This window comes from Streptomyces sp. NPDC054840, from assembly GCF_053611065.1.
On sequence record NZ_JBSGZP010000058.1, the window covers coordinates 1 to 18082 of the forward strand.

Consider the following 18082-nt stretch of genomic DNA (forward strand, 5'->3'; position numbering starts at 1 on the left):
GCCCCCGTACGGCACCCTGACGGGTTTCCGGGGCGGCCGGGAGGTCCCGCCGGTCCCGGACGGCTCCTGCGATGTCACCGCCCACGTGGCCCTGGACTCCTGTGCGGGGCCGGGATCGGTCCTGCTGACCCAGCGCGAGGCCCTGGCCGCGCTCGGCGTTTCAGGGGCCCGGCCCCCGCTGGCCCTTGCCTCGGCGGACCCGGTGGCCTATGTACGGGCGCTGTCCGCGGCCGGCGAGGCGGCGGAGCTCACGGACCGCGCCGGGCTGGGCGCCTTCGGCTGGCTGATCCAGCCGGTCGGCGTTCCGGCCCCGTCGTGGCCGGGCGACGCGGGCCGGGCGTGATCCGAAGGGGACCGCGGAGGGCGGGGCCCGGCCGGGGCGCGGCGGCGGGCGCGAGGGGCGCCGGGCCAACGTGCGGAGGGCCGGGATCCGCTGCGGATCCCGGCCCTCCTGTTCACCTGCCTACGTGCTCACTGCTGCAGCTCGTCGTGGCCCTGGTGCAGTCCGCCGCCGCTGCCCGTGCCGTCCGTCGGCTGCGAGACGACGGGCTTCGACAGCGGTGCCAGGTCGTGCGCGTAGTGGCCGACCGCGTCCGCGATGACGTCGACGTTGATGTCGAGAGCCTTCTGGTCGATGTTGGTGATGTCGTCACCCTTGCCGTGGTAGTTCACGTCGTAGGCGACACCCGCCTGGCCGCCGAACTTCGCGGCCTGCTCCGGGGTCTTGATGCCCTCGGCGCCGGTGAAGGTGCCGCCGGAGGGGATGCCCACCTCGATGAAGGGGCCGTAGTCCGAGCGGCCCGAGAAGTCCGTGCCCTCGTGCGGGATCCTCTTCGAGTCGAGGAAGTCGTTGATCCCCTTCTCCAGCTGGGCGGAGCCGGCGGGGCCGGGGCCCGCGCCGGTCGCGTCCGAGTCGTCGCCGTCGTAGACGAAGTACGCGGCGTTCGGCGAGGCGATCATGTCGAAGTTCAGGTAGAGCTTGATCTGCTTCTTCTGCTCGTCCGTCAGCCCGGCGACGTACGCCTCGGAGCCGACCAGTCCGAACTCCTCCGCCGACCACCAGGCGAACTTCACCTTGTTCTTGACCTTCTTCTGCTCGCTCGCGAGCCGCTGGGCCACCTGGAGGATGCCCGCCGAGCCGGAGCCGTTGTCGTTGATGCCCGGGCCGGCCGCGACCGAGTCGAGGTGCGCGCCGAGGAAGACGGTGTTGTTCTCGTCGCCGCCCTTGGTCTCGGCGATGACGTTGAAGGTCTTGCGGTTCTCGCGCAGCTGCCGGATGTCGAGGGTGACCTCGACCGGGCCGGCCGCGGCCTCGGCGGCGAGCTTCTCGCCGTCCTCCTGGGTGATGCCGCCCGTCGGCACCTTGCCCGCGTTCGGGTCGCCGAGGGTTCCGTTGAGGGCGCCCGCGGTGTTGTTGTAGATGATCGCGCCGACCGCGCCGGCCGCCGCCGCGTTCTGCTGCTTCGCCGCGAAGGTGCAGCCGCCGCGCTTGACCAGGGCGATCTTGCCGGTGAAGGTGCCGGAGGCGAAGTCGCCGGGCTCGCAGCCGTTCGTCCCGTCCGCGTCGACCGGGGCGACGGCGACCTGGGCGCTCACGCCGCCCTCCGGGCTGTTCGCCGTGTACGACATCAGGTGGATCGGTACGTCGCGCTGGTTCGCGCCGCCCACCGTCAGCTTCTCCTCGATGGTCTCGACGTAGACGAAGTCGAACTCGTTGCGGGTGACCTGGTACCCGGCCGCCTTCATCACCGCCTCGATGTACTTGGCCGACTGCTCATGGCCCTTGGATCCGGCCGCGCGGTTCCCGTTGTTGTAGTCGGCGAGCGACTGGAGCACCTTGAGGTGGTTGTAGGCGCCCTTGCCGGTCGCTTCCTTGACCAGCTTCCTGGCGAGCGCGTCACCCCGGGCGGCGTCGCTCTGCGGGCTTCCGGTGGCTCCGGCCGGTCCGGCGAGCAGCAGCGGCGAGACGAGGGCTGCGGCTGCCAGGGCGGCGGTTGCTGTGGCTATACGGCGTGAGGGCATGAAGGTCCTTCCACGGCAAGGCGAGCAGGGCAGGGCGGAGCAGGGCACAGCAGGGCGGAGCGTGATGGAGCGCGTGAGCAGAAGTGGTGCGCGTTACGTGGGGGATCGGTGGACGCACGTTAGACAGCAAGTGGCCACCATGGCCAGAGTTTTCGCTGATTCCGGTTTATGAATTCCGTATATCGGTGAATCTGGGCCGCCCGAATCAAGCCAACCGCACCCCGGTTCGACCCCGCCCCGGGACAGCCCTCATCGGAGGATGCCCTCGATGAAGTCCGATCCGATGCGCGCGACCGCCGGGCAGGGCGGCCCGTACGAAACGCTCGTCGTCCAGCCGGTCCAGCACGTCCAGCGCCCCGGCCAGCGTCGCGGCGGGCTGTCCGGTTCCGCCGGGCAGCCCGGCGAAGGGCATGAAGATGTCGGAGAAGGAGCTCCGCCACATGAAGTCGGCCTCCAGCAGCCGGTCCGCGAGGCACGGATCGAGCGAGGCGGCGGTGGCGGTGGTCCAGGAGGTCAGCCCGGGGTGGTGCGCGGGCTGGGAGAGCGCGTGCAGGGCCATGCAGAGCTCGGCGAGCGGGGAAGGCGCGAAGGTGATCCGCTCGGTGGGCAGGCCTGCGATGTCGATCGTGACGCTCATCGGGTCATTCTGTCGTTCCGCGCACCACGGGGACGCCGGGGCGGGTCTCCCGGCCCCGCCGTACGGGTGGCCGCGGGCGGCCCGGCGCGGCCGCCGGACGAGTGATCACCCGCGGTGCGGGGCGGGGTCGGGCCGGTCGATTGACGGGGAACGTCAACTGTCGTGCGCGATGCCGCCGACGGGGTGAGGCTTGAGTCATGACCGCCATCGAGCAGTACCTCATCGACACCTACCGGGCCTCCCAGCAGGGCGCCCCGATGCCCCCGCCGCCCGGGCGCGACGATGTCGCGGTGCTCCGCTCGCTCCGTACGTACGAGCAGGCCAGAGCCGTCGAGGAGGGTGTCTCGGCCCGCCACCCCTGGCGGGCCGCCCTGCGCCGCATACTGGTCCGCCCGCGGGCGTGCTGATCGCTCGTGCGGCATCCTCCCGCATCTTCAAGGTTTCCCAGGACGCCGTCGGCCCAGACTGCAAGGAGCCTCCCTCAAGCGGCGCCGGGGTTCTTCACCGCCTGGAGGAAGGCCGACCAGGCAGCCGGGGAGAGGGTGAGGTGGTCTTCGCCGGGGTCGGTGCTTCCGGCCACGTTCACGGCTGCGTCCGGGACGGTCGTTGCGACGTGCACGCAGGCCTCTCCCTCCTGGCAGAACGACGATTTTCGCCAGCTGAGCTGAGTCATGGGGACTCCTCGGTTCACAGGACGCGCAGGATGCTGTGGATGAAGTCCCGGCTCTTCCCGCATTCGAGGGCTGCGCCCTCCATACGGTCCAGAAGCAGCCGGTATTTGGCGAGCTGGGCCTCGGCGTCGACCAGGGCGGGGCCATGGGACTGGTCGAGGTGGACGGTGTCGAGCTGAGGTACGGGGCCGTGGACGTAGTAGATCGACTGGCCGGAACCGGGGAAGGAGCCCGCGTCGAAGGGGATTACCAGAATCCGGACATGACTCAGCTCCCCCATCTCCAGCAAGTGGGTCAGCTGGGCCTTCACAACGGAGTGCCCGCCGAACTTCATTCGCAGGGCCGCCTCATGGATGATCGCGGTGTACGGGATGGGGTCGTCGCGATGGAGCACTTCCTGTCGCTTGATCCTGTGGGCGACGCGCTGCTCCACATCGTCCTGGGGCAGTGGCGGCAGCACGTGTCCGAAGATCTCCCGGGCGTGGTCCGCTGTCTGCAGCAGGCCGGGTACGTGGACGGTGTAGGCGGCGCGCAGTGCCAGACCGTGGTGCTCCAGCTCGGCGAGGTCGAGCAGGCCTGGCGGCAGGACCTCCCTGTACTGCTCCCACCAGCCCTTCGTGCGGTCGCTCGCCATTGCGGCCAGTGCATCGATGAGCAGGGGGTCACAGACGGAGTACACCTGGGCCATGGCGTGGACGCGTTCGGGACTGACTCCGAACCTGCCCGTCTCCACATTGCTCAGCTGGCCCTGGCTGGTGCCGAGTTGACGCGCAGCCTCGGTTGCCGTGAGTCCGGAGCGTTCTCGCAACTTGCGCAGCTCAACGGCGACGCGGATGCGTCGGGCCGTCAGTGCTACCCGCCCTGCCATCGCACTCCCTCCGGTCGCTGTCTCACTCACACGAGCGAATGAGGACTGGATCCCGCAGGATTCACGCAAATAACACTTGCGCGACCCTGGTCTGGGAGGCAGGCCACCTCACCCGGAAGTACCCCGTTCGACGGAGCGGCAAGGTCACCGGGCAGCAAGCGCAACGCGACCAACACCCCTCCGTGATCGGAGACTTCCATGCCTGCCACCGTATCTCCGTCGTGGGCCTACAGCCTGCAACTCCCGCAAGATCCCCGCGCTCCCGGCCTCGCCCGCCAGACCCTGCGCTCGGTGCTCCGCACGCACGCGATGGGCGCCGTCGTCGAGACGGCCGAGCTGTTGGCCGGGGAGCTGATGGCCAACGCCTACCTCTACTCCGACGGCCCGTACACGCTCCGGTTGCGGGCCATGGGGTCCACGCGACTGCGTGTCAGCGTCTGGGACAGCAATCCGCACATCCCGCCGCCTTTCGGGGCGGACTCCCCCCGCAGGACACCGCAGTCGGATGCCGAGCGAGGCCGCGGGCTTTTCCTCGTACGGGCGTACGCCGCGAACTGGGGCGGGTATCCGCTCGGCGGGACCGGGCTGTACGGGGACGCCGGGGGAAAGCTGCTGTGGGTCGAAGTCCGTGGCTGACCGGGCCGGGACCGTACACGCGGGGTACGGCCCCTGCCCCGGCGCCCCGCTACTCGAAGGTGGGCGCGTTGCGCTGGTACACCAGCCGCAGTCCGATCAGCGTCAGCCACGGCTCGTGGTCGTCGATCACCGAGGCCTCGCCCAGCACCATCGGAGCCAGCCCGCCGGTGGCGATGACCCGCACGTCGTCCGGGTCGCCGTGCGGTCCGGCCAGTTCCTTCGCCATCCGGGTCACGACCCCGTCGATCTGGCCCGCGAAACCGTAGACCACGCCCGACTGCATGGCCGACACCGTGGACTTGCCGATCACGTGGCGCGGCCGGGCGAACTCGATCTTGCGGAGCTGGGCCCCGCGGACGCCGAGGGCGTCCATGGAGATCTCGATGCCCGGGGAGATCACCCCGCCCACGTACTCGCCCTTCGCGGAGATCGCGTCGAAGGTGGTGGCGGTACCGAGGTCCACGACGATCGCCGGGCCCCCGTACAGCTCGACGGCCGCGACCGCGTTGACGATGCGGTCCGCGCCGACCTCCTTCGGGTTGTCCGTCAGGATCGGCACGCCGGTCTTGGTGCCGGGCTCGACCATCACCGCCGGGACGTCGCCGTAGTAGCGGCGGGTGACCTCGCGCAGCTCGTGCATGACGGAGGGGACGGCGCAGCAGATCGCGATGCCGTGGATGCCGTCGCCCAGTTCGCTGCCGAGCATCGGGTGCATGCCCATCAGGCCCTGCATCAGCACGGCCATCTCGTCGGCCGTGCGCCGCGGGTCGGTCGAGATGCGCCAGTGCTCGACGATCTCGTCACCGTCGAACAGACCCAGGACCGTGTGGGTGTTGCCTACGTCGATGGTGAGGAGCACGGGTTACACCGCCTCGCGCAGATCGAGCCCGATGTCCAGGATCGGCGAGGAGTGGGTCAGCGCGCCGACGGCCAGGTAGTCCACGCCCGTCTCCGCGTACGCCCGGGCGGTGTCCAGCGTGAGGCGGCCAGAGGACTCCAGCACCGCGCGGCCGGCCACCAGGGCCACGGCCCCGGCGGTCTGCTCGACCGTGAAGTTGTCCAGCAGGATCAGGTCGGCGCCGGCCTCCAGCACCTCGCGGACCTGCTCCAGCGTGTCGACCTCGACCTCGATGGGGACCTCGGGGAAGGCCTCGCGCACGGCCTTGAAGGCCTGCGCGACACCGCCCGCCGCCACCACGTGGTTGTCCTTGACCAGCGCCGCGTCCGAGAGCGACATCCGGTGGTTGACGCCGCCGCCGCAGCGCACCGCGTACTTCTCCAGCGAGCGCAGGCCCGGCGTGGTCTTGCGGGTGTCGCGGACCTTCGCCGAGGTGCCCTCCAGCACGTCGGCCCAGCGGCGGGTGGCCGTCGCGATGCCCGACAGCCGGCACATGATGTTCAGCGCGCTGCGCTCGGCCGTGAGCAGGTCACGGGTGCGCGAGCGCACGGACAGCAGCAGCTGGCCGGCCGTGACGGCGTCGCCGTCCTCCGCGTGCCGCTCCACCTCGAAGGCCTCCGTGCAGACCACGGAGAACACGGCCTCGGCGATCCGCAGACCGGCCACGACGCCGTCCTCGCGCGCGACGAAGTCGGCGACGGCCTCGGCCTCCTCCGGCACGGTCGCGACGGTCGTCACGTCCACGCCGCCGTCCAGGTCCTCGGACAGCGCCATGTGCGCGATGTCCTCGACCTCGATCGGGTCCAGGCCGGCGTCGGCCAGCAGCTGCGCCAGCGCCGGGTCCAGGCCGCTCTCCTCGCCGTCGCCGCAGGCGCAGTCGTCGCCGCAGCCGCCGTCGTTCTGGTCGATCAGGGGAAGTTCGGGGGTGCTCACGGTCACTGCTCCAGGCTCGGGGTGCTCAGGGGGTGCACGGACGGGAAGTCCGCGGAGTCGGTGGGTACGACGACCAGGGCGCGCTTCTCGGTCGCCGAGAGCCGGACGACGAGATGGCGGCGCCAGTGGGCATCGTCCCGCTCGGGGTGGTCCTCTCGCCAGTGGCAGCCGCGGGTCTCCGTACGCCGCTGCGCCGCGGCGACCAGGACCCGCGCCACGCACAGCAGGTTCGTGGCCTCCCAGGTGTCCACGCCCGGCTCGGCGGTCTTGCCGTGCGCTTCGAGGTCGTTCAGGGCGGTGGCGTACAGCGCTTCGAGGGCGTCGGCCGCGGCACTGAGCGAGTCGGCGGAGCGGAGCACGCCCGCGCCCTCCGTCATGATCCGCTGGACCTCGTACCGGGCACCCGCGGGCTGCAGCGGACCGGTCGCCGGGACCGGTATGCCCGGGCCGCTGCCGGCGGCCCGCTCGGCGACGATGTCCTCGGCGATCCGCTCGGCGAAGACCAGCCCCTCCAGCAGGGAGTTGGAGGCCAGCCGGTTCGCGCCGTGCACACCGGTGCAGGCCACCTCGCCGCAGGCGTACAGGCCGGGGACCGTGGTCCGCCCCTGCAGGTCGGTCCGGACGCCGCCGGAGGCGTAGTGCGCGGCGGGTGCCACCGGGATGGGCTCGGTCACCGGGTCGATGCCGTGCGAGCGGCAGGCGGCCAGGATGGTCGGGAAGCGCTGCTCCCACATCCGCGCGCCGAAGTGCCGGGCGTCCAGGTACATGTGCTGCGCGCCCTGCTCCTGCATGCGGCGCATGATGCCCTTGGCGACGATGTCGCGGGGCGCCAGCTCGGCCAGCTCGTGCTGCCCCTGCATGAAGCGCACGCCGTCCGCGTCGACGAGGTACGCGCCCTCGCCCCGGACCGCCTCCGACACCAGCGGCTGCTGGCCCTCGGCGTCCGGGCCGAGGAAGAGCACCGTCGGGTGGAACTGCACGAATTCGAGGTCGGAGACCTCGGCGCCGGCCCGCAGCGCGAGCGCCACGCCGTCACCGGTGGAGACCGACGGGTTGGTCGTCGCGGAGAAGACCTGGCCCATGCCGCCGGTCGCGAGGATCACGGCGGGCGCGTGCACGGCGCCGACCCCGTCGTGCTGGCCCTCGCCCATGACGTGCAGGGTGACACCGGCCGTACGGCCCTGCGCGTCCTGCAGCAGGTCCAGTACGAGGGCGTTCTCCACGGTCTCGATGCCCGCGGCCTGGACGGCCTCGACGAGCGCCCGCGAGATCTCGGCGCCGGTGGCGTCGCCGCCCGCGTGCGCGATCCGGCGGCGGTGGTGCCCGCCCTCACGGGTCAGTTCTATCTCGCCGGTCTCCGTGGAGGTGTCGAAGACCGCTCCGGTGGCCATCAGCCGCCGGACCGCGTCGGGACCCTCGGTGACGAGCAGCCGGACGGCCTCCTCGTCACACAGGCCCGCACCGGCGACCAGGGTGTCGTCGAGGTGCTGGCCGGGCGTGTCGCCCTCGCCGAGGGCCGCGGCGATACCGCCCTGGGCCCAGCGGGTGGAGCCGTCGTCGAGCCGGGCCTTGGTGACCACGACGGTACGGCGGCCCCCGGCGGCGCAGCGCAGCGCGGCGGTCAGACCCGCCACACCGGAACCGACGACCACGACGTCGGCGTCGAGGGACCAGCCGGGGGCCGGTGCGTGCAGCCGTATGCCGGTGCCTGCGCCTGCCCCGCCCGACGGGATGCCTCTGCCTGGGGTGCTCACGAGTGTGCTCCGAATTCCAATGGGATGTTGTCGATCAGCCGGGTCGCGCCCACCTTCGCGGCGACGGCCAGCACGGCCCGTCCGGTGAAGTCCTGACCGGCCTCGGTGAAGTCCAGCGGGTCCACCAGCGCCAGGTAGTCCAGCACGAGCGGCGGTTCGTGGCGGCCCGCCTCTTCCAGGACGTGCAGCGCGGCGGCCCGTACGGCGTCCGGCAGCCCGGAGCCGGCCGCGGAGACGGCCACCGAGACGGCGTGCGCGTCGGCGGAGGCGCGGATCTCGCCCAGCCGGGCCAGGGCGGTGGCCCGCTCGTCGCTGGCCGGGGAGGCCTCGGCGCGGGCGCGCAGCGCGGCCTGCGCGGCGAGCCGGTCGCGGCCGGCGAACAGGGCGCGGGACAGGGCCAGGGCGGTGTGCCGCTCGGCGGCGGAGAGGTAGCGGTTGCGGGACGACAGCGCGAGCCCGTCCGCCTCGCGGACGGTCGGTACGCCGACCACCTCGACGGGGAAGTTCAGGTCGGTCACCATCCGCCGGATCAGGGCCAGTTGCTGCGCGTCCTTCTGGCCGAAGAGGGCCAGGTCGGGGCGGGTGAGGTGGAGCAGCTTGGCGACGACGGTCAGCATTCCGTCGAAGTGCCCGGGGCGGGTGGCCCCTTCGAGGCGCTCGCCCATCGGGCCGGCGGTGATCCGTACCTGCGGGTCGCCGCCCGGGTAGACCTCGTCGACGGTGGGGGCGAACACCGCGTCGGCGCCTGCCTCTTCGGCGATCGCCAAGTCCGCGTCGAGGGTGCGGGGGTAGCGGTCGAGGTCCTCGCCGGCCCCGAACTGCAAGGGGTTGACGAAGACGGTGACGACGACCTGCCCCTCGGGTCCGGCCAGTTCGCGGGCCGTGCGGATCAAGGTGGCGTGACCCTCATGGAGGGCGCCCATGGTCATCACCACGGCCCGGCGGCCGGTGCGCGACAGCTTGTGCAGCTCCTCGGCGGTGTGCAGCAGCAGCTCGGTCACCGGTCGCCTCCGTCGGACTCCGTGTCGGCGAGCACACCGAGCAGGTCCTCGGCGAGTTCGGGCTTGAGCAGACCGTGCGCGAGGGCCCGGTCCGCGGTGGTGCGGGCCATCGCCAGGTATCCGGCGACCGCGCCGGGCGCGTGCCGGCGCAGCTCCGAGACGTGCGCGGCGACCGTACCGGCGTCCCCTCGGGCCACCGGCCCGGTCAGGGCGGCGTCACCGGAGCGCAGGGCGTTGTCGAGAGCCGCGCCGAGCAGCGGGCCGAGCATCCGGTCGGGGTGCTCCACCCCCGCCTTGGCCAGCAGCTCCATCGACTGGGCGACCAGCGTGACCAGGTGGTTCGCGCCGAGGGCCAGGGCCGCGTGGTAGAGCGGACGGTTCTCTTCCGCGATCCACTCCGGCTCCCCGCCCATCTCGATGACCAGGGCCTCCGCGGCCAGGCGCAGCTCCTCGGGGGCGGTGACGCCGAAGGCGCAGCCGGCGAGCCGCTGCACGTCCACTTCGGTGCCGGTGAAGGTCATCGCCGGGTGCAGGGCCAGCGGGAGGGCGCCCGCGCGGCGCGCGGGGTCGAGCACGGAGGTCCCGTACCGGCCGGAGGTGTGCACGAGGAGCTGTCCGGGCCGGACCGCGCCGGTCTCGGCGAGGCCCTCCACGAGGGACGGCAGCGCGTCGTCGGGGACGGTCAGGAGCACGAGGTCGGCCAGCTCCAGCACCTGCGCCGGCGGTACGAGCGGCACATCGGGCAGCATCCGCGCGGCCCGGCGCACGGACGTGTCGGAGACTCCGGACACGGCGACGGGCCGGTGCCCGGCCTGCTGGAGCGCGCACGCCAGCGCGGGACCGACGCGGCCGGCTCCGACGACGCCGACGGCGAGCCGGGCAGGGCGTGGCTGCTGTGATGGATTCACGCGGGAGGGGCCCTTCCGTTCCAGTCCGCGGGGGGTACCGGACGATACGCCGCCATGCTAGCTCCTGGGGCAGTTGGCCGGTCGGCGGCGAGTGGAGCGAGGATCTTTACCCATGAGTGACGACAGCGAGGACATCGAACGTACGAAGCGGCTGGTCGCGGCCTGGCGTGGGGCGCAGCGGAGGCTGTCGCGCAGCCTGCTGGAGCCCACGGTCGGGGAGCTGCTCGGCTCGCTCGCCGAAGCCCCGTACGACATGGACGGGCCGGCCGACGTGTACGGCGACGGGGTCGTCGGCGCACTGGAGCGCAAGGTCGCCGAGCTGCTGGGGACCGAGGACGCGGCGTTCTTCCCCAGCGGCACGATGGCGCAGCAGATCGCGCTGCGCTGCTGGGCGGGCCGGACCGGGAACCCGGTGGTGGCACTGCACCCGATGAGCCATCCGGAGCGGTGGGAGGGGGACGCCCTGTCGGCCGTCTCCGGACTGCGGGTGGCCCACCCGACGACGGAGGCCCGCCAGCCGTCGGCCGCGGAGATCGAGTCGCTCCAGGAGCCCTTCGGCACGCTGATGGTGGAGCTGCCGCTGCGGGACGCCGGCTTCCTGCTGCCCACGTGGGAGGAGCTTGAGGCGCTCATCGGAGCGGCCCGGGAGCGGGACGCGGTCGTCCACTTCGACGGAGCCCGGCTGTGGGAGTCCACCGTCCACTTCGGGCGCACCCTGCCGGAGATCGCGGGCCTGGCGGACTCGGTGTACGTCTCGTTCTACAAGTCGCTCGGCGGCCTGAGCGGGGCGGCGCTGGCGGGGCCGCGGGCCTTCGTGGAGGAGACCCGGGTCTGGCGGCACCGCTACGGCGGCCAGATCTTCCGGCAGTTCCCGCAGGCCCTCTCGGCGCTGGCCGGACTGGAACGGGAACTGCCCCGGCTGCCGTCCTACGTGGCGCAGGCGCGGATGGTGGCGCGGGCACTGCGCTCGGCATTCGCGGATTCGGGGGTGCCCTGGGCCCGGATCCATCCGGAGGAACCGCACACCCACCAGTTCCAGGTGTGGCTTCCGTACGAGCCGGACCGGCTGACGGAGGCGGGCCTGCGGCAGGCCGAGGAGACGGGCACGGTCCTCTTCCGCCGCTGGTCCGCCGACGGCCCGCCGGGCCTGGCGGTGACGGAACTGGAAATCACGGAGCCGGGCGTGTCCTGGACGGAGTCGGACGTCCACGAGGCGGTCTCCGCGTTCGTGGCCCGTATCTGAGAATCAGGCTCCGCCGGCGTCCGAGGGGCGGGGTCCGTGGGCGGGGCCGCGGCGCAGCCCCGGGAAACGGCGAAGGGGCGGGCAGGGTGCGGGCCCCGCGCTGCGGTACCCGCACCCTCGTGAGGGAAGCGGCGAAACACCGAATTCCGGAAAGTCGTCGGCTCGGACCGGCTGCGGCGTTACCGTCATTGACGGCAATTACCGGCCACCGCGCCCGGAGGAGACACCATGACCACTCAGCCCGCGTGGCGGAAGTCCTCGTTCTGCAGTGAGGGCGACGCCTGCGTCTACGTCGCCACCGCCCCCGGGGCCCTCGTCAAGGTCGCCGACCGCGCCGACCCCGCCCACCTCGTGCTGGCCACCACCCAGGCCGCCTGGGCCGACTTCCTGCGCGCGGTCAAAGAGACCGGCTGAGGGACCCGCCGAGCGCGCCGCGCCCGCGCTCAGGGGATTTTGTCCGATTAGCGCGTATCTTCGGCCCATGCCCACGCCCTACGGATCCCGCGGCGGCATGGCGTTCAGCGCCGCTGAGCTGCACCTGCTCAGGCGCCTCCTCGCCCACGCCCTTCAGTCCTCCTCGGCCCCCCTGGCGGCCGAGGAGGTCCAGGACTGCCTGCGCCTCGCGCAGTCGGTGGACGAAGCGGTCGAGGAGGCGGGCCGGCTCAGAGCGTTCCTCCTCGCGGACCTCGCCCGCTACCGCCGCGCCCTGCCCGGCAGTCTCTCCGGCTACCTGGACCTGCTGCAGGACGCCCTGACCGCCGGGTACGAACCGGAACCCGACGACCTCGCCGCCCTGCGCGCGCTCCGCGCCAACCCGGTCGCCGCCGCACTGCTGGAACGGGTCCGGACCGTCGCGGAGCGCTCCGTACGCCGACGGCTGTCGACCGCCCCCGCCCGGACCCGGCTGCTGGCCCTGGCCGGCGGCAAGGAGGGCAAGGAGAAGGACGACCGGCCGGCCCGCCCGGTCCCGCACCCCGAGGAGCCGCCGCGCCCGGAGCGGCCCATTCCGACCCCCGGTGAGGTGTTCCCGCCACGCCGCAAGCCCAGCCCGCCCCCGGAGGCCGGTCTGGCCGCCGGGTAGCTACGCTGTGGGGCATGGACTATGTCTCCGCGCTCGTGCCCCCCTTCGTGATGGCCGCGTTCTTCATCGCTCTCGTCGTGACGATCGTGAAGAGCCAGGGCGGTTCCAACAAGGCCAAGGAAGACGCGGCGGTCGACGCCGTGCTCGCCCGGGCCGAGGCCACCCAGCAGCAGAAGTAACCCCGTCGGGCGTGCGGCTTCACCGGCCGCGCGCCCGATTTTCCTGCGCGTTGCCGAGCGAATAGTCGGGCAATTCCGCACAAGCCGCACTATCGTGCTGGTGTGCCTCGCCCCTTGGGAGAACTCGAAGACGCCGTCATGACGCGGGTGTGGCAGTGGAACCGCCCGGTCACCGTGAGAGAAGTACTGGAAGACCTCCAGCAGGAACGGTCCATCGCGTACACCACGGTCATGACCGTTATGGACAATCTTCATCAGAAGGGCTGGGTCCGCCGGGAAGCCGAAGGCCGCGCCTATCGATATACGGCGGTCTCCACCCGCGCCGCCTACTCGGCCGCACTGATGAACGAAGCCTGGTCGACGAGCGACAGCCCCGCGGCCGCCCTCGTGGCCTTCTTCGGCATGATGTCCGCGGAACAGCGGGAAGCCCTCCGGGACGCCGTACGCGTCGTCCAGCACGACGACGAGTCGGGTGGGGACACCTCCCCCGGGCCCCCCGCTCCGCCCGCGACCGAGGGGGAGTCCGGCGAGCAGCCGCAGGAGCCGGGGCGATAACGTCCCCAGCCATGGGAGAGTTTTCCACTGCACATGCAGAAACAGTGACGATCCGCCGTGCCCGTACGCGTGATGTTCCCGCGCTGCGCCGCCTCCTCGACCAGTACGTGCAGCAGCGGATCCTGCTCGACAAAGCTCCGGTCGTCCTTTACGAGGACATCCAGGAGTTCTGGGTCGCGGAACGCGAGTCCGACGGTCAGGTCGTCGGCTGCGGCGCTCTCCACGTGATGTGGGAAGACCTTGCCGAAGTGCGCACTCTCGCCGTCGACCGGGGCTTGAAGGGCGCCGGAGTCGGGCATCAGGTGCTGGAGCAGTTGTTGCGTACCGCCCGTACCCTCGGGGTGAGCCGGGTTTTCTGCCTCACCTTCGAAGTCGAGTTCTTCGCGAAGCACGGCTTCGTCGAGATCGGCGAGACCCCGGTCAAGACCGATGTCTACATGGAGCTGCTGCGTTCCTATGACGAGGGTGTCGCCGAGTTCCTCGGTCTCGAACGAGTGAAGCCGAACACCTTGGGCAACAGTCGGATGCTTCTGCACCTCTGATCGATGGCCTCAGCTTTTCCGGCGCTCCGCGTACCTGTGGCCTATGTCCGAATCGCGCACGTTTCCCGCCCCGTTGCGGTCTCGAACCTCTCCCCGGGGGTTTGTGTTTTCCAGGCAAAAGCGGTTTCCTTTCCGCGTACTGCTTTTCGATGAAAGGAAATCCCGGTGGCACAGAAGGTTCAGGTCCTTCTTGTCGACGACCTCGACGGTGGCGAGGCGGACGAGACGGTGACGTTCGCTCTGGACGGCAAGACCTACGAGATCGACCTCACCACCGCCAACGCTGAAAAGCTCCGCGGTCTGCTCGACCCGTACACCAAGGGCGGCCGCCGCACCGGTGGCCGCGCGTCCGCCGGCCGCGCCAAGGGCCGCACGGCCGTGGCGTCCGGCAACCCGGACACCGCGGAGATCCGCGCCTGGGCGAAGTCCCAGGGCCTAAGCGTCAACGACCGCGGTCGCGTACCGCAGGACATCCGCGACGCCTACGAGAACCGGGGCTGACCCGTCAGGGACTGACCCGGCCGGCCCGTGAGGGAGGCCCGGCCACGGCGCTCCGCAGGGGCGTACGGCGCCGGAGCCGCGCGCGGTGGCATTCCGTCGCCGCCGCGGAGACCAGGCGCACGAGATCGGGACCGGCGCCCACCCGCCCGGGACCGGCACCCTGTCCGAGACCGGGCAGGGCAGGCAGCAGTGCCTCGCACCCCTGCTCGGGGGGCCGTAGCCACACGGCGGCCCCCCGGGGACTCCCGTCCCGTACGTCATGCCCCGGCGGCACCGGGGCGGTGATCCGGCCACCCGCACCCAGGGCGGTCAGATCGAGGGCGACCCCGCCCCATTCCAGCCAGGCGAGCAGCCCGTCCAGCTCCTCCGCGCTCCCCGCGGCCACCAGGAACCGCATCCGGCGCCCCATCAGGGCCACCGGGCCCGTGGCGACCGGCCTGCGCAGCAGTGCGGCCCCCGCGTCGGACGGCAGCTCCAGCACGTCGAAGCCGATCCCGGTCACGAGCTGGACCGGCGGCCCGCCCGTGACGGTCCAGCCGAGCACTCTCCCGTACCAGGAGGCATACGCGTCCTCCTCGGGCACCTGGCGGGGCGGCGGGGCGAGCGACGAGAGGGTGACGGCCATGTCCGGAGCAACTTCGGAAACGCCCCGGGGTTACGCTCGATGTGACACACCGCACTCACCGCCGTGCGGAACGTAAACTTCCGTGGACTCCGGAGTCCGCATTCGGGACGCAACCGTGTTCGCCCTTAGCGGAGGGAACCGGGGGCACCGGCATGGAGTGTCAGTCCTTACGGGTAAGACATTCCTAGTGGATCGGGGCGACACGCTGATTTGACGGGCTTCCGTTCGCCGTCGGCGTACACGCATGACGGGTATCTGCCTGGCCTGCGGGAACATCGTCTCGCACCATCGAGTTGGAGCAGTTGTCGGCTCTTCAAGCCGGTTTTCCCGCTGATGCAGGGGTGAGCCGTGGACGGATGTCGGCAGTTGGAATGAGCTGTCCCGCCCCGCGGGACTAGCATGCGGAAGGACAGGGCGGGGACCGACCCCGAACTGCCCGACCGCTCTGAGGAGCGATAAACGATGTTCGAGAGGTTCACCGACCGCGCGCGGCGGGTTGTCGTCCTGGCTCAGGAAGAAGCCCGGATGCTCAACCACAACTACATCGGCACCGAGCACATCCTCCTGGGCTTGATCCACGAGGGTGAGGGTGTCGCCGCTAAGGCCCTGGAGAGCCTCGGGATTTCGCTCGAGGCTGTTCGCCAGCAGGTTGAGGAGATCATCGGTCAGGGGCAGCAGGCCCCGTCCGGCCACATCCCCTTCACCCCGCGGGCGAAGAAGGTCCTGGAGCTTTCGCTCCGAGAGGCCCTCCAGCTCGGCCACAACTACATCGGCACCGAGCACATCCTGCTCGGCCTGATCCGCGAGGGCGAGGGCGTCGCCGCCCAGGTCCTCGTGAAGCTGGGCGCCGATCTCAACCGAGTCCGGCAGCAGGTCATCCAGCTGCTCTCCGGCTACACCGGTGGAGGCAAGGAGTCGGCCACGGCCGGCGGCCCGGCCGAGGGCACGCCCTCGACCTCGCTCGTCCTGGACCAGTTCGGCCGCAACCTCACCCAGGCGGCCCGCGAATCCAAGCTCGACCCGGTCATCGGGCGCGAGAAGGAGATCGAGCGGGTCATGCAGGTGCTGTCCCGCCGTACGAAGAACAACCCGGTCCTCATCGGCGAGCCCGGCGTCGGCAAGACCGCCGTCGTCGAGGGCCTGGCCCAGGCGATCGTCAAGGGCGAGGTTCCCGAGACGCTCAAGGACAAGCACCTCTACACGCTTGACCTCGGCGCCCTGGTCGCGGGTTCCCGCTACCGCGGTGACTTCGAGGAGCGCCTGAAGAAGGTGCTCAAGGAGATCCGCACCCGCGGCGACATCATCCTGTTCATCGACGAGCTCCACACCCTCGTGGGTGCGGGCGCCGCCGAGGGCGCGATCGACGCCGCCAGCATCCTGAAGCCCATGCTGGCCCGTGGTGAGCTCCAGACCATCGGTGCCACGACGCTCGACGAGTACCGCAAGCACCTTGAGAAGGACGCGGCCCTTGAGCGCCGCTTCCAGCCGATCCAGGTGGCGGAGCCTTCCCTCCCCCACACGATCGAGATCCTCAAGGGCCTGCGCGACCGCTACGAGGCCCACCACCGCGTCTCCATCACGGACGAGGCCCTCGTCCAGGCGGCGACGCTGGCGGACCGGTACATCTCGGACCGCTTCCTCCCGGACAAGGCGATCGACCTGATCGACGAGGCCGGCTCCCGGATGCGCATCCGCCGGATGACCGCGCCGCCGGACCTCCGCGAGTTCGACGAGAAGATCGCGGGCGTGCGCCGCGACAAGGAGTCGGCCATCGACTCCCAGGACTTCGAGAAGGCGGCGTCTCTCCGTGACAAGGAGAAGCAGCTGCTGGCGGCGAAGACCAAGCGCGAGAAGGAATGGAAGGCCGGCGACATGGACGTCGTCGCCGAGGTCGACGGCGATCTCATCGCCGAGGTCCTCGCGACCGCGACCGGCATTCCCGTCTTCAAGCTCACCGAGGAGGAGTCCTCGCGACTGCTCCGCATGGAGGACGAGCTCCACCGTCGGGTCATCGGCCAGAAGGACGCCATCAAGGCGCTCTCCCAGGCGATCCGCCGTACCCGTGCCGGTCTGAAGGACCCGAAGCGCCCGGGTGGCTCGTTCATCTTCGCCGGTCCGTCCGGTGTCGGTAAGACCGAGCTCTCCAAGACGCTCGCCGAATTCCTCTTCGGCGACGAGGACGCGCTGATCTCCCTCGACATGTCGGAGTTCAGCGAGAAGCACACGGTTTCCCGTCTCTTCGGTTCGCCCCCCGGCTACGTGGGCTACGAAGAGGGCGGCCAGCTCACCGAGAAGGTGCGCCGGAAGCCGTTCTCCGTCGTCCTCTTCGACGAGGTCGAGAAGGCCCACCCGGATATCTTCAATTCCCTTCTCCAGATCCTGGAGGACGGTCGCCTGACCGACTCCCAGGGCCGGGTCGTGGACTTCAAGAACACGGTCATCATCATGACGACCAACCTGGGCACCCGGGACATCTCGAAGGGCTTCAACCTGGGCTTCGCCGCCCAGGGCGACACCAAGACCGGATACGACCGGATGAAGGCGAAGGTCAACGAAGAGCTCAAGCAGCACTTCCGGCCCGAGTTCCTCAACCGTGTCGACGACACGGTCGTCTTCCACCAGCTCACCGAGGAAGACATCATCCAGATCGTCGACCTCATGATCGCCAAGGTCGACGAGCGCCTCAAGGACCGCGACATGGGCATCGAGCTGAGCGGTGACGCGAAGCTCCTGCTCGCCAAGCGCGGCTACGACCCGATCATGGGCGCCCGCCCGCTGCGCCGGACCATCCAGCGCGAGATCGAGGACCTGCTGTCGGAGAAGATCCTCTTCGGCGAGCTGCGTCCCGGTCAGATCGTGGTCGTCGGCAAGGAGGGTGAGGGCGAGGACGCCAAGTTCACCTTCCGCGGCGAGGAGAAGGCCGCTCTGCCGGACCTTCCCCCCATCGAGGCCACGGGCTCCGGCCCGGACCTGTCGAAGGGCGCGTAAGCGCGACCGAGCACCGCAGGGGCGGCCCCGGGACCCAGAG

19 protein-coding genes and 2 pseudogenes are annotated in these 18082 nt (G+C 71.0%); 11 read left to right on the plus strand and 10 right to left on the minus strand.

The window, feature by feature from the left end; translation table 11 throughout:
• Positions 1–343: pseudogene (locus ACWGIU_RS06875) on the plus strand (SAM-dependent methyltransferase); the annotation flags it as partial.
• Positions 344–471: 128 nt separating this feature from the next.
• Here ACWGIU_RS06875 and ACWGIU_RS06880 read toward each other — a convergent pair.
• Together ACWGIU_RS06880 and ACWGIU_RS06885 are read right to left on the minus strand one after the other, a co-directional pair.
• A complete protein-coding gene (locus ACWGIU_RS06880) occupies positions 472–2022 on the minus strand; it encodes a M28 family metallopeptidase (protein WP_453703126.1) in 1551 nt (516 codons plus the stop codon).
• A gap of 301 nt (positions 2023–2323) precedes the next feature.
• A pseudogene (locus ACWGIU_RS06885) lies at positions 2324–2659 on the minus strand (DUF5937 family protein); the annotation flags it as partial.
• A gap of 197 nt (positions 2660–2856) precedes the next feature.
• Between ACWGIU_RS06885 and ACWGIU_RS06890 the strand changes: the two are divergent.
• Positions 2857–3066: a hypothetical protein gene (locus ACWGIU_RS06890; protein ID WP_453703128.1), complete on the plus strand. Its 210-nt coding sequence runs from the start codon at positions 2857–2859 to the stop codon at positions 3064–3066.
• Between the two features lie 74 nt (positions 3067–3140).
• Here ACWGIU_RS06890 and ACWGIU_RS06895 read toward each other — a convergent pair whose 3' ends face one another.
• The gene (locus ACWGIU_RS06895) at positions 3141–3332 is read right to left on the minus strand and encodes a DUF397 domain-containing protein (RefSeq protein ID WP_453703130.1); all 192 of its coding nucleotides are present in this window, start codon (positions 3330–3332) and stop codon (positions 3141–3143) included.
• Positions 3333–3346: 14 nt separating this feature from the next.
• Complete coding sequence (locus tag ACWGIU_RS06900; RefSeq protein WP_453703132.1) at positions 3347–4198, minus strand: helix-turn-helix domain-containing protein; 852 nt, start codon at positions 4196–4198, stop codon at positions 3347–3349.
• A 198-nt stretch (positions 4199–4396) separates the two neighbouring features.
• On the opposite strand from ACWGIU_RS06900, the gene ACWGIU_RS06905 reads away from it, so the two are divergent.
• Complete coding sequence (locus tag ACWGIU_RS06905; RefSeq protein WP_453703133.1) at positions 4397–4834, plus strand: ATP-binding protein; 438 nt, start codon at positions 4397–4399, stop codon at positions 4832–4834.
• A 49-nt stretch (positions 4835–4883) separates the two neighbouring features.
• Here ACWGIU_RS06905 and ACWGIU_RS06910 read toward each other — a convergent pair whose 3' ends face one another.
• Genes ACWGIU_RS06910 through ACWGIU_RS06930 form a run of 5 tightly spaced genes read right to left on the minus strand, consistent with a single transcriptional unit; the run spans position 4884 to position 10328 of the window.
• Positions 4884–5693 (minus strand): type III pantothenate kinase, encoded by an 810-nt coding sequence (locus tag ACWGIU_RS06910; protein ID WP_453703134.1) that lies wholly within the window; start codon positions 5691–5693, stop codon positions 4884–4886.
• Positions 5694–5696: 3 nt separating this feature from the next.
• Positions 5697–6665 (minus strand): carboxylating nicotinate-nucleotide diphosphorylase, encoded by a 969-nt coding sequence (gene nadC, locus ACWGIU_RS06915; protein ID WP_453703136.1) that lies wholly within the window; start codon positions 6663–6665, stop codon positions 5697–5699.
• A gap of 2 nt (positions 6666–6667) precedes the next feature.
• A complete protein-coding gene (locus ACWGIU_RS06920) occupies positions 6668–8419 on the minus strand; it encodes an L-aspartate oxidase (RefSeq protein WP_453703138.1) in 1752 nt (583 codons plus the stop codon).
• The gene (gene panC / locus ACWGIU_RS06925; RefSeq protein WP_453703139.1) at positions 8416–9420 is read right to left on the minus strand and encodes a pantoate--beta-alanine ligase; all 1005 of its coding nucleotides are present in this window, start codon (positions 9418–9420) and stop codon (positions 8416–8418) included. Before panC ends, ACWGIU_RS06920 begins: the two co-directional genes overlap by 4 nt.
• Entirely contained in the window at positions 9417–10328 is a 912-nt protein-coding gene (locus tag ACWGIU_RS06930) for a Rossmann-like and DUF2520 domain-containing protein (protein WP_453703140.1), read from the minus strand. Before ACWGIU_RS06930 ends, panC begins: the two co-directional genes overlap by 4 nt.
• Positions 10329–10440: 112 nt before the next feature.
• Between ACWGIU_RS06930 and ACWGIU_RS06935 the strand changes: the two genes are divergently transcribed.
• The 7 genes from ACWGIU_RS06935 (at position 10441) to ACWGIU_RS06965 (ending at position 14429) form a co-directional block, all read left to right on the plus strand.
• Complete coding sequence (locus tag ACWGIU_RS06935; protein WP_453703142.1) at positions 10441–11571, plus strand: threonine aldolase family protein; 1131 nt, start codon at positions 10441–10443, stop codon at positions 11569–11571.
• A gap of 228 nt (positions 11572–11799) precedes the next feature.
• The gene (locus ACWGIU_RS06940; RefSeq protein WP_030389722.1) at positions 11800–11985 is read left to right on the plus strand and encodes a DUF397 domain-containing protein; all 186 of its coding nucleotides are present in this window, start codon (positions 11800–11802) and stop codon (positions 11983–11985) included.
• A gap of 67 nt (positions 11986–12052) precedes the next feature.
• The gene (locus tag ACWGIU_RS06945; protein ID WP_453703144.1) at positions 12053–12652 is read left to right on the plus strand and encodes a hypothetical protein; all 600 of its coding nucleotides are present in this window, start codon (positions 12053–12055) and stop codon (positions 12650–12652) included.
• A 14-nt stretch (positions 12653–12666) separates the two neighbouring features.
• On the plus strand, positions 12667–12831 hold the full coding sequence (locus ACWGIU_RS06950) for a hypothetical protein (RefSeq protein WP_030727064.1): 165 nt from the start codon (positions 12667–12669) through the stop codon (positions 12829–12831).
• A 102-nt stretch (positions 12832–12933) separates the two neighbouring features.
• Positions 12934–13386, plus strand: a complete 453-nt coding sequence (locus ACWGIU_RS06955; protein WP_453703145.1) for a BlaI/MecI/CopY family transcriptional regulator — start codon at positions 12934–12936, stop codon at positions 13384–13386.
• 11 nt (positions 13387–13397) lie between these two features.
• Positions 13398–13928 carry an amino-acid N-acetyltransferase gene (locus ACWGIU_RS06960; RefSeq protein ID WP_030727070.1) on the plus strand — a complete coding sequence of 177 codons (531 nt, stop codon included), beginning with the start codon at positions 13398–13400 and terminating at the stop codon, positions 13926–13928.
• A 165-nt stretch (positions 13929–14093) separates the two neighbouring features.
• The gene (locus tag ACWGIU_RS06965) at positions 14094–14429 is read left to right on the plus strand and encodes a histone-like nucleoid-structuring protein Lsr2 (RefSeq protein ID WP_453703147.1); all 336 of its coding nucleotides are present in this window, start codon (positions 14094–14096) and stop codon (positions 14427–14429) included.
• Positions 14430–14433: 4 nt separating this feature from the next.
• Here the strand turns inward: ACWGIU_RS06965 and ACWGIU_RS06970 are convergent, their stop codons facing one another.
• Positions 14434–15054, minus strand: coding sequence for an SCO3374 family protein (locus ACWGIU_RS06970; RefSeq protein ID WP_453703149.1), 621 nt, complete (start codon positions 15052–15054; stop codon positions 14434–14436).
• Between the two features lie 462 nt (positions 15055–15516).
• On the opposite strand from ACWGIU_RS06970, the gene ACWGIU_RS06975 reads away from it, so the two are divergent.
• On the plus strand, positions 15517–18042 hold the full coding sequence (locus ACWGIU_RS06975) for an ATP-dependent Clp protease ATP-binding subunit (RefSeq protein WP_453703151.1): 2526 nt from the start codon (positions 15517–15519) through the stop codon (positions 18040–18042).
• The last annotated feature ends 40 nt before the right edge of the window (positions 18043–18082 follow it).